Origin of the sequence: Streptomyces sp. MUSC 14, assembly GCF_001866675.1 — a bacterium.
Classification (GTDB): Bacteria; Actinomycetota; Actinomycetes; order Streptomycetales; family Streptomycetaceae; genus Streptomyces.
In genome coordinates, this window is sequence record NZ_MLYN01000027.1 from 93,752 (window position 1) to 108,399 (window position 14,648).

The 14,648-nt window shown below is 72.5% G+C and carries 13 protein-coding genes; 3 read left to right on the forward strand and 10 right to left on the reverse strand.

Annotation, left to right across the window (positions count from 1 at the left end):
- Positions 1-24: 24 nt before the first annotated feature.
- The 10 genes from BIV25_RS18340 to BIV25_RS18385 are packed head-to-tail and all read right to left on the reverse strand — an operon-like array spanning position 25 to position 10,165.
- The gene (locus BIV25_RS18340; protein ID WP_071373409.1) at positions 25-1,542 is read right to left on the reverse strand and encodes an NADH-quinone oxidoreductase subunit N; all 1,518 of its coding nucleotides are present in this window, start codon (positions 1,540-1,542) and stop codon (positions 25-27) included.
- Positions 1,539-3,113 carry an NADH-quinone oxidoreductase subunit M gene (locus BIV25_RS18345; RefSeq protein WP_071373410.1) on the reverse strand — a complete coding sequence of 525 codons (1,575 nt, stop codon included), beginning with the start codon at positions 3,111-3,113 and terminating at the stop codon, positions 1,539-1,541. The genes BIV25_RS18340 and BIV25_RS18345 overlap by 4 nt, the downstream gene beginning before the upstream one ends.
- A 6-nt stretch (positions 3,114-3,119) precedes the next feature.
- Entirely contained in the window at positions 3,120-5,141 is a 2,022-nt protein-coding gene (locus tag BIV25_RS18350) for an NADH-quinone oxidoreductase subunit L (RefSeq protein ID WP_071373411.1), read from the reverse strand.
- On the reverse strand, positions 5,138-5,527 hold the full coding sequence (gene nuoK, locus BIV25_RS18355; RefSeq protein WP_071373412.1) for an NADH-quinone oxidoreductase subunit NuoK: 390 nt from the start codon (positions 5,525-5,527) through the stop codon (positions 5,138-5,140). Before nuoK ends, BIV25_RS18350 begins: the two co-directional genes overlap by 4 nt.
- Positions 5,527-6,195, reverse strand: a complete 669-nt coding sequence (locus BIV25_RS18360) for an NADH-quinone oxidoreductase subunit J (protein ID WP_371273035.1) — start codon at positions 6,193-6,195, stop codon at positions 5,527-5,529. The genes nuoK and BIV25_RS18360 overlap by 1 nt, the downstream gene beginning before the upstream one ends.
- Positions 6,192-6,743 (reverse strand): NADH-quinone oxidoreductase subunit I, encoded by a 552-nt coding sequence (locus tag BIV25_RS18365; RefSeq protein ID WP_071373413.1) that lies wholly within the window; start codon positions 6,741-6,743, stop codon positions 6,192-6,194. The genes BIV25_RS18360 and BIV25_RS18365 overlap by 4 nt, the downstream gene beginning before the upstream one ends.
- Positions 6,743-7,711, reverse strand: a complete 969-nt coding sequence (locus tag BIV25_RS18370; protein WP_071373414.1) for a complex I subunit 1 family protein — start codon at positions 7,709-7,711, stop codon at positions 6,743-6,745. The genes BIV25_RS18365 and BIV25_RS18370 overlap by 1 nt, the downstream gene beginning before the upstream one ends.
- On the reverse strand, positions 7,708-9,117 hold the full coding sequence (locus BIV25_RS18375) for an NADH-quinone oxidoreductase subunit C (RefSeq protein ID WP_071373415.1): 1,410 nt from the start codon (positions 9,115-9,117) through the stop codon (positions 7,708-7,710). Before BIV25_RS18375 ends, BIV25_RS18370 begins: the two co-directional genes overlap by 4 nt.
- The gene (locus tag BIV25_RS18380) at positions 9,114-9,755 is read right to left on the reverse strand and encodes an NADH-quinone oxidoreductase subunit B (protein WP_177235324.1); all 642 of its coding nucleotides are present in this window, start codon (positions 9,753-9,755) and stop codon (positions 9,114-9,116) included. The genes BIV25_RS18375 and BIV25_RS18380 overlap by 4 nt, the downstream gene beginning before the upstream one ends.
- On the reverse strand, positions 9,746-10,165 hold the full coding sequence (locus BIV25_RS18385) for an NADH-quinone oxidoreductase subunit A (protein ID WP_071373416.1): 420 nt from the start codon (positions 10,163-10,165) through the stop codon (positions 9,746-9,748). The genes BIV25_RS18380 and BIV25_RS18385 overlap by 10 nt, the downstream gene beginning before the upstream one ends.
- A gap of 243 nt (positions 10,166-10,408) precedes the next feature.
- On the opposite strand from BIV25_RS18385, the gene BIV25_RS18390 reads away from it, so the two are divergent.
- The 3 genes from BIV25_RS18390 (at position 10,409) to BIV25_RS18400 (ending at position 13,937) form a co-directional block, all read left to right on the forward strand.
- The gene (locus BIV25_RS18390) at positions 10,409-11,590 is read left to right on the forward strand and encodes a sensor histidine kinase (protein ID WP_071373417.1); all 1,182 of its coding nucleotides are present in this window, start codon (positions 10,409-10,411) and stop codon (positions 11,588-11,590) included.
- A gap of 165 nt (positions 11,591-11,755) precedes the next feature.
- A complete protein-coding gene (locus BIV25_RS18395) occupies positions 11,756-13,093 on the forward strand; it encodes a sensor histidine kinase (RefSeq protein WP_071373418.1) in 1,338 nt (445 codons plus the stop codon).
- A gap of 154 nt (positions 13,094-13,247) precedes the next feature.
- Positions 13,248-13,937 (forward strand): response regulator transcription factor, encoded by a 690-nt coding sequence (locus BIV25_RS18400; protein WP_305729326.1) that lies wholly within the window; start codon positions 13,248-13,250, stop codon positions 13,935-13,937.
- The last annotated feature ends 711 nt before the right edge of the window (positions 13,938-14,648 follow it).

Genomic DNA, 14,648 nt, shown 5'->3' on the forward strand with positions numbered 1-14,648 from the left:
GCGGCACGCGCGCGGGGCGGTGTGTCAGAACAGTCCGGTGGCGGCGAAGCGGAGGACCAGCTGGGGCGCTCCGGACAGGGCGACGCCGAGGACCCCGGTGAGGGCGATGGCGGCCGTGAGAGGCGCCGGAACGTGGTGCCGCGCGAGCTCGCCCTCGGGCGCGCGGAACAGCAGGGCCGTCCACTGGAGGTAGTAGAAGAGGGCGATGACCACATTGACTGCCATGACGACGGCGAGCCAGCCGAGGCCCGCGTCGACGGCCGCCGAGAACACGGTGACCTTGGCGAACAGGCCGATGACGCCCGGCGGGAGCCCGGCCAGGCACAGCAGGAAGAACGCCAGGAGGAGCGCGGTGAGCGGGTTGGTGGCGTACAGGCCCCGGTAGTCGCTGATCCGGTTCAGGGCCCGGCTGCGGCCCACCAGGGCGGCCACCGCGAACGCGCCCAGGTTCACGGCCGCGTACATCAGCGCGTAGGCGACCGTGGAGCCGATCGCCCTCTGCGGGTCCTTGGCGTACCCGGCGGCGGCGATCGGCACCAGCAGATAGCCGGCCTGGCCGACGGAGGACCAGGCGAGCAGTCGGACGGCGCTGTACGCGCGCGTGGCCTGCTGGCGCAGGGCGCCGACGTTGCCGACGGTCATGGTGAGGGCGGCCAGGACGGCGAGCGCGGGTCCCCAGACGTCGGCGTACGACGGGAACGCGACGACGGTGACGAGGATCAGGCCGGAGAAACCGACCGCCTTGCCGACCACCGACAGGTAGGCGGCGACGGGAAGTGGCGCACCCACGTACGTGTCGGGCACCCAGAAGTGGAACGGGACGGCGGCGGTCTTGAAGGCGAAGCCGACGAGGGTGAGGACGACCCCGGTCTGGGCGAGGGTGTGCAGCTGTCCGTCGACGTGGGTCAGGCGCTGCGCGACCTGGGTGAGATACAGGGTGCCGGTGGAGGCGTAGACGAAGCTGATGCCCATCAGGCTGACCGCGGTGGCCGTGACCGAGGACAGGAAGAACTTCAGCGCGGCCTCGGAGGAGCGCTTGTCTCCGTGCCGGATGCCGACGAGGGCGAAGGCGGGCAGGGAGGCGACCTCCAGGGCGACGATCAGGGTGGCCAGGTCACGGGAGGCGGGCAGCAGGGCGGCGCCGGCCGCGGAGGACAGCAGCAGGAACCAGAACTCCCCGGCGGGGACCCGCTGCTCGTCGTCCTTGAGGTTGGTGACCGACAGCAGTGCCGCCAGCAGCGCGCCGCCGAGGACCAGGAACTGGATGACGAGCGTGAAGTGGTCGGCGGTGTAGCTGCACGCGCGCGTGGCGCGGTCCACGCAGAAAGTGCTGCGGTGCCCGTCCAGGAGGGGCAGCAGCATCAGCGCGGCCAGGGCCAGGCCGGCGACCGAGACCCAGCCCAGGACGGTCTTGCGGGCCTCGGGCAGGAACAGGTCGGCGACCAGCACCGCGAGCGCGACCACGGCGGCGATGAGCGGCGGGGCGACGGCGAGCCAGTCGACGGACTGGACCAGCGACTCGGCGAGGGGCTGGGCGCTCATCGGGTGCCTCCTGCGAGGAGCTGGTGCACGGCCGGGTCGGTGAGGCCCAGCAAAGCCTTGGGCCACAGCCCGGCGCCGACGGTGAGGGCGACGAGCGGGGTCCAGGCGGCGAACTCGTAGCCGTGGACGTCGGCGAGCTTCGGGACTTCCTGTTCCGCGCCGCCCATGCAGACGCGGCGGACCACGATCAGCATGTACGCGGCGGTCAGCAGGGTGCCGAACGCGCCGATCGCCATGAAGGCGAGGAACGCGGGCCGACTGAGGCCGGCGGCGGGCTCGAACGCGCCGAACAGGGCCAGCATCTCGCCCCAGAACCCGGCGAGCCCGGGCAGCCCGAGCGAGGCGACGGCGGCGAACGCGAGCAGTCCGCCCAGGCGCGGTGCCTTGCCGTACAGCGCGGCGCCGGTCTCCTCGGCGAGGGCGTCGAGGTCGGTCGTGCCCGTACGGTCCTTCAGACCGCCGACCAGGAAGAACAGCAGGCCGGTGATGAGGCCGTGGGCGATGTTGGCGAACAGGGCGCCGTTCACGCCGGTCGGGGTCATGGTGGCGATGCCCAGCAGGACGAAGCCCATGTGGCCGACGGAGGAGTAGGCGATCAGCCGTTTGAGGTCGCCCTTCGCGCCCCGCTTGGCCAGGGCCAGGCAGGCCAACGATCCGTAGATGATCCCGACGACGGCGAACGCGGCGAGATACGGCGCGAAGGTGTGGAAGCCGTGCGGCGCGATCGGCAACAGGATCCGCACGAACCCGTACGTACCCATCTTCAGCAGGACACCGGCCAGCAGGACGGAGCCGACGGTCGGGGCAGCGGTGTGGGCTTCGGGCAGCCAGCTGTGCAGCGGCCACATCGGGGCCTTGACCGCAAGTCCGATCCCGATCGCCAGAACGGCGATGACCTGCACGGATGCGGTGAGCGACCGGCCGTTGTCAGTGGCGAGTGCCACCATGTCGAACGTGCCCGCCTTGATTCCGATCAGGAGCAGGCCGAGCAGCATGACGACGGAGCCGAGCAGCGTGAACAGGATGAACTTCCACGCGGCCCGGGTCCGCCCCTCGCCGCCCCAGCGGGCGATGAGGAAGTACATCGGGATGAGCACCGTCTCGAACGCGAGGAAGAACAGCAGCAGGTCGAGGACGGCGAACGTGGCGAGGGTGCCGGACTCGAGCAGGAGCAGCAGCGCGACGAACGACTTGGGGGAGCCGCCCGCCGGCGGCTTGAAGTAGGAGTACAGCGCGCAGAGGAAGGTCAGCAGCGCGGTCAGGACCAGAAGGGGGAGCGAGATGCCGTCGATGCCGAGGTGGATCCGCACGTCGAGCGCGGGGATCCAGCTGATGTCGGTCGTGGCCTGCATCTTCGACGGGTGGTCGCTGTCGAAGCCGAGCGTGAGGACGATCGCCGCGATGAGGATCGCGCCGGTCACGGTGACACCGTGGCGCAGCACGGCCTGCTCGGGCGACTTCCCCTTCAGCCCGGGCGGGGCGGGCAGGAGAGCGGCGACGGCGCCGAGGAGCGGGCCGGCGACGACGAACGCCAGAAGGAACTGCATCACGGACTCGTTGATATCGATCACGCCTGCTCACGCTCCGGTGGCGACGAGGACGACGGCGACCGCCAGGACGACGGTGCCGGCGAGCAGCGCGCTCACATAGGTCTGCACATTGCCGGTCTGCGCCCGCCGCACGGCGGCCCCGAGCACCCGGGGCAGGGCTGCCGCGCCGCGTACGTAGGTGTCGACGACCTCGCGGTCGAGGAATCGCACGAGGCTCGCCCCGGCCTGGACCGGGCGGACGAACAGCGCCGCGTACACGGCGTCCAGGTGGAAGCCGGTGGCTGCATGCCGGTACAGCGGACCGAGCAGCAGCCGTCCGGGGTCGGGCGCGTGGACGAGGTCGCGGTCGGCCGGGCCCCGGTCGGCGAGGGCGTGGGCCTCGACGAGGCTCGCGTCTCCCTCCGGGTGCGCGGCGGCCTCGCCCTGGAGGTGCTCCCACGCGAAGGAGGGCGCGGGCGCCGCCGGGGTACGGGCGGCGATCGCACGGGTGCGCTGCCAGGCGCCGTAGGTGAGCAGTCCGCCGACCAGCGCGAGGCCGGTGCCGAGGATGGAGGTGAGCAGCGTCGGGGTCAGGTCGCGGCCGTCGAACCAGCCGGGCAGCGCGCGGTAGGCGAGCCCGCCGAAGGCCAGGGAGGGCACGGCCAGGACCCACAGCACCGTGTTCATCGTCAGCGGCTGGCGGCCGTGGTCGGGTGCCTCGGTGCCCCGGCCGCGGAAGGCCAGCAGCCACAGGCGGGTCGCGTAGGCGGCGGTGAGCAGGGCCGTGAGCAGACCGGCGACGAGGACGATCCAGCCCGCCGCTCCGGGAGCGTGGCCGGTGTTCCCGGTGGCCACATGCTCGGCGGCGCCGAGGACGGACTCCTTGGAGAAGAAGCCGCTGAACGGCGGGATCGCGGCGAGCGCGAGCAGCGCCACGGTCATCGTCCAGTAGGCGTCCGGGACGCGCTCGCGCAGGCCGTGCATGCGGGACATGGCGGCCAGCGAATTGGTGCCGGCGGCGTGGATGATCACGCCGGCCGCGAGGAACAGCAGCGCCTTGAAGGCGCCGTGGGACAGGAGGTGGAAGACGGCGGCACCGCGGTCGCCGACGGCGAGGGCACCGGTCATGTAGCCGAGCTGGCCGATCGTCGAGTGGGCGAGGACGCGCTTGATGTCGTCCTGGGCGAGTGCGGCGAGCGCCGAGCCGGCCATCGTGGCGGCGGCCATGACGGCGAGGACGACCATCGCGGCCCGGGAGGCCTCGAACACCGGAAGGAGACGGGCGATGAAGTAGACACCGGCGGCGACCATCGTCGCTGCGTGGATCAGCGCCGAGACGGGCGTGGGGCCCGCCATCGCGTCCGGGAGCCAGGTGTGCAGCGGGAACTGCGCTGACTTGCCGGCCACGCCCGCGAGCAGCAGCAGGGCGGTCACGGTCGGGTGGTCGAGACCGCCGCTCGTCACGGCGCCGAGGATCCGGGTGATGCGGAACGACCCGGCGTCGGTGCCGAGGGCGAACAGGCCGATGAGGAACGGCACGTCGCCGAGCTTGGTGACCAGGAAGGCCTTCAGGGAGGCGGCGCGGGCCTCGGGGGTCTCCCAGTAGTGGCCGACCAGGAAGTAGGAGCAGATGCCCATGACTTCCCAGCCGACCAGCAGCACGATCAGGTCGCCGGAGTAGACGACCAGGAGCATCGCGGAGGTGAACAGGGAGACGAGAGCGGCGTACGACGGGTAGCGCGGGTCGTCGCGCAGATAGCCGGTCGAGTAGATCTGCACGCAGGACGCGACGAACGCGACCAGGATCGCGACGAGCGCGGCGAAGCCGTCGATGTGCAGGGCCAGCTCGATCGGGACCGAGCCGGTGGGTGTCAGCTCCGTGTGGGCGTCGATGGCCCGGCCGCCGCCCTGGTCGGCGGCGACCAGCGCGGCGAGGACGAGCGAGACCAGCGGCGGGAGCACGGCGAGCGGGCGGACGAACCCGGGCGCGGTGCGGCCGAGCAGCAGGCCGGCCACGGCGCCCAGGAACGGCAGGAGGGGGACGAGGACGGCGAGGTGGATCGTGGTCACGCGGTGGCCTCAGCCTTCTCGGCCGCGGGGGTGCCGGGGCCCGCGGCGCCGGGGCCGCTGGCCTCGGGGCCCTCGGCGGTGTCGCGGAGCTTGTCGATGTCGGAGGTGCCGCGGTTGCGGTAGACGGCGAGCACGATCGCCAGGCCGATGCCGATCTCGGCGGCGGCGATCGCGATGGTGAACAGGGTCAGTGCCTGGCCGGAGTGCAGGGTGTCGCGGGCGGCCCGGCTGAGCCACACGTCGAAGGCGACCAGGTTGAGGTTGACGGCGTTGAGCATCAGCTCGACCGACATGAGGACCAGGATCGCGTTGCGACGCGCGAGGACGCCGTACAGCCCGGTGCAGAACAGAAGAGCGGAGAGAACGGCGGGATAGGCGAGGTGCATCAGCGGACCCCTTCCTTCTCGCCCGGGTGAATTCCGGAATCCGTACCGGGATCCGTGACGGAAGGGGAACTCTCGGTGACCGCTCGGGAGTTCACAGGGGGAGGGCCCGACTCCGTCTTCGCCTTGCGGGACAGGACGATCGCGCCGACCAGGGCCGCGAGAAGGAGGACGGACAGGGCTTCGAAAGGCAGCACCCAGTGCCGGAACAGGCTCTCGCCGGTGACGCGGGTGGTGCCGGCGGCGGGACCGGTCAGGTCGATCCACGTGGTGCGGAAGGCGTCGGCCACCACCCAGACCAGTGCCACGGCGGCGACGGCCGCGACGGCGAGGGCGACCCAGCGGTTGCCGGAGTCGGCGTCCGGGGACCGGCCGATCGGCGCCTTGGTGAGCATCAGACCGAACAGAAGGAGGACGACGACGGAACCGACGTAGATCAGGACCTGCACCCAGGCGATGAACTCGGCGGTGAGCAGGAGGTATTCGACGGCGAGGCCGCCGAGCGCGACCACCAGCCACAGGGCGGCGTGCACCAGCTGACGGGTGGTGACCGTGATCAGGGCCGCGCCGAAGGTGGCGAGGCCGACGAGCAGGAAGGCGATCTCGACGCCGGTCGGGGACAGAAACCCGTGCGGGGCTGTCGCCAGGCTCACGGCTGCGGCGGGGCTCACGACTGCTCCTCCCCCGGTTCGTCCTGCGCGGCCGCCAGCTTCTCGGCGGTCTTGCGGGCGGCGGCGATCTCCTTCGGCTCCTCGGCGGCGGGGTCGAGAGCGGGCGGGGCCGGAACGGTCCACATCCACTCGCGGAGCTTGTCGCGCTCGTGGGTGAGGTCGTGGATGTCGGTCTCGGCGTACTCGAACTCCGGGGACCAGAACAGCGCGTCGAAAGGACAGACCTCGATGCAGATACCGCAGTACATGCACAGGGAGAAGTCGATCGCGAACCGGTCGAGGACGTTGCGGCTGCGCTCGCGGCCGCCGGGTGCGGCGGGCGGGACGGTCTCCTTGTGGGAGTCGATGTAGATGCACCAGTCCGGGCACTCGCGGGCGCAGAGCATGCAGACCGTGCAGTTCTCCTCGAACAGGCCGATCACGCCACGGGTGCGCGGCGGCAGTTCGGGCTGGGCGTCCGGATACTGCTCGGTGACGGACTTCCGCGTCATCGTGCGGAGGGTGACGGCCAGGCCTTTGGCGAGGCCGCTGCCGGGAATGGGGGCCATCAGCTGATCACCACCTTGACGATGCCGGTGAGGGCGATCTGGGCGAGGGAGAGGGGGACGAGGAGGGTCCAGGAAAGCTTCTGGAGCTGGTCCTCGCGCAGGCGGGGGTAGGTGACGCGGAGCCAGATGACGACGAAGGCGAGGATCGCGGTCTTCAGCAGGGTCCACAGCCAGCCCAGGCCGGCGACGCCCCAGGGGCCGTGCCAGCCGCCCAGGAAGAGGACGGTGGTCAGACCACACAGGACGACGATGCCGGCGTACTCGGCGAGGAGGAACAGTGCGAAACGCAGTCCGGTGTACTCGGTGTACGCGCCGAAGATGATCTCCGAGTCGGCGACGGGCATGTCGAACGGCGGGCGTTGCAGCTCGGCGAGGCCGGCCACGAAGAAGACGAGCGCGCCGACGATCTGCCAGGGCACCCACCACCAGTGGAACGCGTGCAGGATGCCGGGCAGGGAGACCGTGCCCGCGGCCATCGCGACCGAGGCGGCAGCCAGCAGCATCGGCAGTTCGTAGGCGAGGAGTTGCGCGGCCGTGCGCAGGCCGCCGAGAAGGGAGAACTTGTTCGCGCTGGCCCAGCCGGCCATCAGCGAGCCGAGCACGCCGACGCCCATCACCGCGAGCACGAAGAAGACGCCCGCGTCGATGGCCTGGCCGACCGCGCCCTCGCTCGGGCCGATCGGGATGGCGAGCAGCACGAGGAGGTACGGCAGCAGGGCTACGGCGGGGGCGAGTTGGAAGACACGGCGGTCGGCGCCGGCCGGGACCACGTCCTCCTTCTGCGCGAACTTCACGCCGTCCGCGACGAGTTGGGCCCAGCCGTGAAAGCCGCCCGCGTACATCGGGCCGAGGCGGCCCTGCATGTGGGCCATCACCTTGTGCTCGGTCTGGCCGACGATCAGCGGGAAGGTGAGGAAGACGACGAACACGACCAGGAGTCGCAGGGCGACGTCCAGCGCGTCGTTCACTGCGAGCCTCCTGTGGGGTCGTCGCCGGGGGTGCGGTCGGGGGTGCTGGGGGTGTCAGGGCACTCCGGGGGTTCTGCGGTTGCGGAGCCGTCCGGCCGTTCGGCCTGCGCGTTCTCCGGCCCGCGCTCCGGTTCGCCCTCGGGTTCGCGTTCCGGCTCGGGCCGGGGCGTCGGCTCAGGCGCTGCCTCGGTCTCCCCTGTCGGTTTCTGCTCAGCCGTCGGCGTCCGTTCGGCCGTCGGCGACTGTTCGGCGGTCGGCGACTGTTCCGGTTCGTCGAAGGCCGGGCGGGCGTGGTGCCAGGGGGCGTCCGAGCTGTGCTGGGCCGTGCTCCGCCGGGCCGGGCGGGACGCGCCCTCCGGTGCCGCCGGTGCCTGCTCCGGCGGCACCGGTGCCTCGGTCCGCTGGGAGGCGGAGCCCTGGGAGGCGCTGCGCGAGCGGCGTGGGCGGGTGGTCGGTGCCGGAGCAGCCGTCGGTACCGTCGAGGCGGCCTCGGCGGCCCCGGCCTCCGGCACCGGCCGGCTCGTCTCGCCCGCGCCCGCGCCCGCGCTCTCGGCCGGGGCCGGCGGCTGGCTCACCGAGCCCTGGCTCGCGCTCCGCATCCGGCGCGGCCGGGCACCGGCACCGGCAGCCGGAGCTCCCTCCGCGGTCTCGGCGGCCTTGGCGACCTCCGTGACCTCCGTCGAGGCGCCGGAGGTCTGGCTCGCGGAGCCATGGGCGGCCGTGCGGGTGCGCCGTACCGGGCGGTCCCCGGCGGCGGGCGCGCCGGCGCGGGCCGGGCGGTCGCCCGCCGTGCGTCCCGCCGCCGCGCCGCGTGCCGGGCGGGCCGGCGCCGGGGGGAGCTGGCCCTTCAGCGGGCCCCACTCGTTGGGGTCGGGGACGCCCGGGGGCAGCATCTGGCGGCGTTTGGGCCCGCCGTGTTCGGCTTCCCCGGGCTCCTTCGCGCCCGGCCAGGCCTTGGCCACGCGGGCGGCGAGGACGAAGTCCTTGCGCAGGGGGTGGCCCTCGAAGGTCTCGGGGAGGAGGAGGTGGTCGAGCCCCGGGTGGCCCGTGAAGCGGACGCCGAACATCTCGTGGGTCTCGCGCTCGTGCCAGGCGGCGCCCGCGTAGACGCCGACGGCGGAGGGCAGCGCAGGCGCCTCGTGCGGGACGGTCGTACGGACGAGGAGGCGGCGGACCGGGCCGAGGGCGACGACGTGGGCCGAGACGCGGAAACCCGTGCCCGGTTCGTCGACGGCGCTCAGCCAGTCGAAGTAGGTGCAGCCCAGGGTCGTACGGGCCGTTTCCAGGGCGGTGAGCCAGGCGGACGGCGGTACGTCCACGGTCAGGACGTCGTACGACTCCTCGGCCGTGGCGTCCGTACCGAAGAGGTCCTCGACCGGGGCGGGCAGCCAGCCGACCGTGCTCATCGGGCGTCCCCCTCGGCAGCCGGTGCCGGCGGCTTCACCAGGTCGCTGGTCAGGGCGGCCACCGACGGCCTGGCGGCCCCGGTGCCGTAGCGCTCCGCCAGCGACTCGCGGGCGATCCTCTCCTGAAGCTTGAGGATGCCCTGGAGCAGCGCCTCGGGGCGCGGCGGGCAGCCGGGGACGTAGACGTCCACGGGGATGATCTGGTCGACGCCCTTCGTGACGGAGTAGGAGTCCCAGTAGGGGCCGCCGCAGTTGGAGCAGGCGCCGAAGGAGATGACGTACTTCGGCTCGGGCATCTGCTCGTACAGGCGCTTGACGGCCGGGGCCATCTTGTCCGTGACCGTGCCCGACACCACCATCAGGTCGGCCTGGCGGGGGCCCGGCGCGAAGGGGATGACGCCGAGACGGATGAAGTCGTGCCGGGCCATCGACGCGGCGATGAACTCGATCGCGCAGCAGGCGAGGCCGAAGTTGAAGACCCAGAGCGAGTAGCGGCGGCCCCAGTTCAGGATCACCTTCATCGGCTCGGGGGCCAGCCGGGCCAGTGCGCCCAGTCGCTTCGGCTCCGGCAGCAGCACGGGCTCGGAGACGGACTCGGTCGCCGACGGGTTCCCGTCCACCGAGTGGTTCACGTCCATGTCAGGACGCCCTTCTTGTATGCGTACAGCAGGCCTACGGCGAGGAAGCCCAGGAAGACGAACATCTCCACGAGGGTCGTCGCGCCGTAGCCGGGGGCGGCGAAGACCGTCGCCCAGGGGAACAGGAAGATCGAGTCGACCGCGAAGATCACGTACAGGAAGGCGTAGACGTAGTAGCGGACCTGGGTGTGGGCCCAGCCCTCGCCGACGGGGTCGACGCCGCACTCGTAGGTCAGGAGCTTCTCGGGCGTGGGGACCACCGGGCGCAGCAGGCGGCCCGCGCCGAAGGCGACGGCGACGAACAGCACGCCGACGAGCGCGAGCAGGCCCACCACCGAGTAGGACCGGAAGTAGCCGGCCGCGATGACGTTCGCCGTCGCGAGCCCACCGTCCCCCAACGTCTCCCGCACCGTCCGTCCCTCATTCCCTGACGTCGTGGCCTGCATGACCCGAGCGAATTCGGTGATCCCATGTGATTCGAGGATCTGTACGCACCGGAGTCTAGGCCCTGATAAAGGGACGGTAAGCAGCCCGTCATCGGGTGAGACGGGTGGCGGCGGGCCGGGGTTCGGCGGGGGTGGGGTTTTCCCCCGCGAGCGGAGGGCGGCGTACCGCATGGCGCGGAGGGCGACGCGCACGGCAGGCTGGCTGCTATGACCGCTCCCAGCTCAGCCGTCGACCGGGCCGACGGCACCGACCGCCTGCCGCCGCCGCGGCCGGCCTACGACGCGCACACCTGGAAGGAGATCGCGCATCTCCTGCTGAACCTGCCGGTGGCGGTGTTCTCCTTCGTGTACGCGCTCGCCGCGCTGTCCGTCGGCGGGTCGCTCTCGATCACGGTGATCGGCCTGCCGCTGCTGGCACTGAGCCTGCTGGGTTCCCGGCAGCTGGGGAAGCTGGAGCGGGCCCGTGCCCGCCAGCTGCTCGGGGTGCGGGTGCAGGAGCCGACCCCGCTGCCGCTCGCCAGGGGCGGGAGCCTGACGCAGCGGCTGTGGTTGGCGCTGAAGGACCCGGTGGGCTGGCGGACGATGCTGTACGACCTGGTCCGGCTGCCCTGGGGCGTCCTCACCTTCTGCGCCACGCTGACCTCGTTGATCGCGTTGTGGCCGGTGCTGCCGTATCTGGCCCGGAGCCTCGCGAACGTGGACCGGGCGCTGGTGCGCGGGCTGCTGTCCCCCTCGGACGAGCTGGAGCGCCGTATCGCCGAGCTGGAGTCGGACCGGGGGATCGTGGTCGACACGGCCGCCGCCGACCTGCGCCGCATCGAGCGCGACCTGCACGACGGGGCGCAGGCCCGGCTGGTGAACCTGGCCATGGGGCTCGGCCTGGCCAAGGAGAAGCTGCTGGAGGACCCCGACTCGGCGGCGGCGATGGTGGCGGAGGCGCACGGCGAGGTGAAGCTGGCCCTTCAGGAGCTGCGCGACCTCGCCCGCGGCATCCACCCGGCCGTCCTGACCGACCGCGGCCTGGACGCGGCCCTGTCCTCGGTGGCCACGCGCTGCACGGTGCCCGTGACGGTCACCGTGGACCTGGCCACCCGCCCGGCGCCCGCCATCGAGGGCATCGCCTACTTCACGGTCTCCGAACTGCTCCAGAACATCAGCAAGCACAGCCGCGCCCGGGGCGCCTCCGTCGACGTCTGGCGCGCCGAGGAGCGGCTGCTGATCCAGGTCCGTGACGACGGCCGGGGCGGCGCGCGGCTGGACGGCGGCACCGGGATGCGGGGGCTCTCCGAGCGGCTGGGCGCGGTGGACGGACTGTTCGTCCTCGACTCCCCGGCCGGCGGTCCGACGGTGGTCACGGCGGAACTGCCCTGGCGGGACCGGACCGAGTAGCCGCGCTCACGGCCGTCCCTCCGCCGCCGCGTCCCGGTGCCGGGGTGGGGAAAACCCCCGGGTGGAGACGCCGACGGACTCCATGGCCCGCGGAGCCGCGACGCACGACCGTAGAAGCACAGCCGCGAAGGCACGGCCGACACGACGAGAACGGAACGAGATTCGATGGCCATGGAGTACGGACACGGGTATGAGCGGGGGCAGGGGCGGCCCGCCGGAACCGGCCACCGGCTGCCCGCCGGACTGCGGGCGCCGTTCGAGGCGCGCAGCTGGCGTGAGTTCGGGTACGTGCTGCTGAGCCTGCCGATCTCGATCGCGCTGTTCACCTGGACGGTGGCGATGGTGTCGCTCGGGGCGGGCCTGCTCGTCACCTTCCTCGGGGTCCCGGTGCTCGCGGCGGCGCTCGCCGGCTGCCGGGGCTTCGGCGCGCTGGAACGGGTGCGGGCGCGCGCGCTGCTCGGGCTGGAGGTGGGCGCGCCGGAGCCGCTGCGGGTGCGCAAGCCGGGCGCGCTGGCCTGGATGGGCGCGGTCCTCAAGAGCGGCGCCTCCTGGCGGAGCACGCTGTACGCGCTGGTGCAGTTCCCCTGGGCGGTGTTCTCGTTCGTGGTGGCGGTGACCCTGTGGCCCCTGGGCTGGTCGCTGCTGACCTATCCGCTGTGGTTCTGGGTCTTCCCGGCCTACGTCGGCCAGGGCGGTCTTCAGCTGTACGGCGACGAGCACCACAGCGTGTACCTGGACAACCCGTTCGAGATCACCGTGACCGCGCTGGTCGGACTGCTGGTCACGCTGGCGACGCCGTGGATCGTCCGGGCCCTGACGACTGTCGACGGGCTGCTGGTGCGCGGGCTGCTGGGGCCGTCGCCGCTGTCGGCGCGCGTGGTGGAGCTGGAGTCGGACCGGGGCGTCGTGGTCGACACGGCCGCCGCCGACCTGCGCCGCATCGAGCGCGACCTGCACGACGGGGCGCAGGCCCGGCTGGTGAGCCTGGCGATGGACCTCGGACTGGCGAAGGAGAAGCTCCAGGAGGACCCGGAGGCGGCGGCGCAGATGGTGGAGGAGGCGCACGGCGAGGTGAAGACCGCGCTCCAGGAGCTGCGCGACCTCGCCCGTGGCATCCACCCGGCCGTGCTGACCGACCGCGGCCTGGACGCGGCCCTGTCGGCGGTCGCCTCCCGCTGCACGGTGCCGGTGCGGGTCGAGGTCGACCTGCCGGGCCGGCCGGCGGCCGCGATCGAGGGCATCGCCTACTTCACGGTCTCCGAACTGCTCCAGAACATCAGCAAGCACAGCCGGGCCCGGTCCGCGTCGGTGGACGTGTGGCGCGCGGAGGACCGGCTGATGCTCCAGGTGATCGACGACGGGGTGGGCGGCGCGGACGTCTCGGGCGGCTCGGGTCTGGCCGGCCTCGCCGGACGCCTGGGCGCGGTGGACGGCGTCCTCGTGGTGGACTCCCCCGCGGGCGGTCCCACCCGGGTCATCGCGGAACTGCCCTGGCGGGCCTGACCCGCACCGCACACCCCCTGTTCCGGCCCGTGCGCCTGCCTGGAACCCCCTTCTCCGAGGGTGGAGTTCCCAGGTGGGGCGGCGGGCCGGGGCGATTGCTGGAATGCTTGACCTCCGTACGGACCATAGGGACGAACGCCGTCGGAGAACGGGCATGGGGGGCCGGGAGATCGTGGAGAACAGGGTGCGGGTGGTCATCGCCGAGGACTCGGTGCTGCTCAGAGAGGGCCTGACCCGGTTGCTGACCGACCGTGGGCACGATGTCGTGGCCGGTGTCGGGGACGCGGAGGCGCTGGTGAAGACCGTCGCCGACCTCGACGGGCAGGGCGCGCTGCCCGACGTGGTGGTGGCGGACGTACGGATGCCGCCGACGCACACCGACGAGGGCGTGCGCGCGGCCGTGCGGCTGCGCAAGGCGTACCCGCGGCTCGGGGTGCTGGTGCTGTCGCAGTACGTGGAGGAGCGCTACGCCACCGAGCTGCTGGCCGGTTCCAGCCGGGGCGTGGGCTATCTCCTCAAGGACCGGGTCGCCGAGGTGCGCGAGTTCGTGGACGCGGTGGTACGGGTCGCCGAGGGCGGTACGGCGCTGGACCCGGAGGTGGTCGCGCAGTTGCTCGGGCGCAGCCGCAAGCAGGACGTGCTGGCGGGGCTGACCCCGCGCGAGCGCGAGGTGCTCGGGCTGATGGCCGAGGGCCGTACGAACTCGGCGATCGCCCGGCAGCTGGTGGTCAGCGACGGCGCCGTGGAGAAGCACGTCAGCAACATCTTCCTGAAACTCGGCCTGGCGCCGAGCGACGGCGACCACCGGCGGGTGCTGGCCGTTCTGACCTACCTGAACTCCTGACGGCCACCTCCACCGTGCCCACCCCGACCACCACCGCGCACGGACCGACAGCCACCGTTCCCGCCGTGCCCGCGCGTCCGGCGACCACCGTGCACGGACCGACCGCCGGCATGCACGCCCGACGGCCCGCCGTGCCCGCGCGTCCGGCCACCGCCGTACACACACCAACCGCCGCCCTGCCCGTACCCGCGACCACCACCGTGCCCGCACACCCGACGACTCGCCCTGTGCTCGCAGGCCCGACGACCCGCCGTGCCCGCGCGTGCCCGCACACCCGACGATTACCGCGCACGGACCACCCTCCGCCATGCCCACGCGCTCGACGGCCCGCCGTGCCCGCACACCCGACGACCACTGCACACGGACCCTCCGCCGTGCCCGCGCGTCCGGCCAGCGCCGTAGCCACACCCACCGCCGCCCTGCCCGTACCCCCGAGCGCCACGGTGCCCGCGCGTCCGACCACCACCCCCTGCCCCGCCCCCGTCAGCTCCGTGTCAGACCGTCCGGCTTCTGTGGGAGACGGGCGGGGAACCGTGGAACGTGCGGGGAGCGCCTTGATCGGTGCTCGAGCACGGCGGGACATCATGGAAGCCAGCTAGCCAGCCAAGCCAGCGCGACAGGCCGTCTCGAAATGTCGTCCAATCCGTGGATGGCCTCGGGAAGGCGACCCTAACCGACGTAGGGTTGATCTGGGATGGTCCGTGGGACGAC

Coding starts and splice junctions, on each gene's coding strand:
- nuoK (WP_071373412.1), bottom strand. CDS start 5,527: ATGCACCTCGCCTATCCCGCCGTTCTCTCCGCTCTTCTGTTCTGCACC.
- BIV25_RS18390 (WP_071373417.1), top strand. CDS start 10,409: ATGACCGCTCCCAGCTCAGCCGTCGACCGGGCCGACGGCACCGACCGC.
- BIV25_RS18395 (WP_071373418.1), top strand. CDS start 11,756: ATGGCCATGGAGTACGGACACGGGTATGAGCGGGGGCAGGGGCGGCCC.
- BIV25_RS18400 (WP_305729326.1), top strand. CDS start 13,248: ATGGGGGGCCGGGAGATCGTGGAGAACAGGGTGCGGGTGGTCATCGCC.
- BIV25_RS18380 (WP_177235324.1), bottom strand. CDS start 9,755: ATGGACGTGAACCACTCGGTGGACGGGAACCCGTCGGCGACCGAGTCC.
- BIV25_RS18340 (WP_071373409.1), bottom strand. CDS start 1,542: ATGAGCGCCCAGCCCCTCGCCGAGTCGCTGGTCCAGTCCGTCGACTGG.
- BIV25_RS18365 (WP_071373413.1), bottom strand. CDS start 6,743: ATGGCCCCCATTCCCGGCAGCGGCCTCGCCAAAGGCCTGGCCGTCACC.
- BIV25_RS18375 (WP_071373415.1), bottom strand. CDS start 9,117: ATGAGCACGGTCGGCTGGCTGCCCGCCCCGGTCGAGGACCTCTTCGGT.